General features: G+C 67.2%; 1 protein-coding gene and 1 pseudogene. One reads left to right on the plus strand and one right to left on the minus strand.

What is annotated here, in order from left to right; all coding sequences use genetic code 11:
* On the minus strand, positions 1–455 hold a 455-nt coding region (locus KZA10_RS15830), incomplete at its 3' end, for an aldo/keto reductase (RefSeq protein WP_218683362.1).
* A 496-nt stretch (positions 456–951) separates the two neighbouring features.
* Here KZA10_RS15830 and KZA10_RS18375 point away from each other — a divergent pair.
* Positions 952–1094, plus strand: a pseudogene (locus tag KZA10_RS18375) (riboflavin biosynthesis protein RibD); the annotation flags it as partial.

Genomic DNA, 1094 nt, shown 5'->3' on the forward strand with positions numbered 1-1094 from the left:
TCCTTCACGGTGCGTTCCAGGTGCGGAACCAGGAAGTTCGAGACGCCGATGCTGCGGGTGAGCCCCGCCTCGCGCAGCTCGATGAGCTTCGCGAAGGCGTGCACGTAGTCGTCCTTCGCGGGGGTGGGCCAGTGCACCAGGTACAGATCGACCTTCTCCAGGCCGAGCTTCTCCAGGCTCTCGGCGATGGCCGCACGCGGCTCGTCGTCGTGGTGGCGGTCGTTCCAGAGCTTCGTCGTGACGAACAGCTCGTCGCGCGGGATGCCGGAAGCCGCGATGGCGGCACCGACGCCCTCCTCGTTGCCGTAGATCGCGGCGGTGTCGATGTGGCGGTAGCCGATCTCGAGCGCCTCGCTCACCGCGCGCTCGGTCTCTGCCGGCGGCACCTTGAAGACGCCGTAGCCGAGCTGCGGGATGGAATTGCCGTCGTTCAGTTCGAGTGCAGGAATCGTCATCCCTCCAGCCTATGACCTGTGATGACAGGCGGATCCGAACGATGACGAGGGAAGTCGGTGCGGGTGACGCGGCCCGCAGCCGAGGTTCCGGAGGCTGAGGAACGATGAACGAGCGCGACGCCTCCGACGATGCGGAGTATCTCCCGCCACCTCCCCCTGCCGCGGACACCGAGGAGATCGGAGGCACCGCCGGCGACTGGCGGGTCGAGGGCGATCATGGATCGGCGCCCTCCGATCCATGTCTTGGAATGAAATCTGCGCAGACGCGTTGAGTACACTCAGAGCAACAACGTGCTCCGGGGTCGGTGGGAATCCGAACCGGCGGTGACAGTCCGCGAGCGTCTCGAGAGATCGAGATGCCGATCCGGTGGAATTCCGGGACCGACGGTGATGCGAGGGAGACCTCGCTAGTCCGGAAGGGAGGCAGCACGAGACGCATCCGTGCGTCCGTTCCGCCACCCCTGTCTGACCCCGGAGCCTCAGAGGAGGACGACGGATGGCAGTGAACGCGGCAGAGCGAAACGCGATGGATCGAGCGCTCCACCTCGCCGCCCGAGGACCGCGCGGGGCGAACCCGCAGGTCGGCGCGGTCATCCTCTCCCCCGACGGCACGGTCCTCGCCGAGGGCTGGCACCATGG

Source organism: Microbacterium sp. BF1, assembly GCF_019279095.1.
Classification (GTDB): Bacteria; Actinomycetota; Actinomycetes; order Actinomycetales; family Microbacteriaceae; genus Microbacterium; species Microbacterium maritypicum.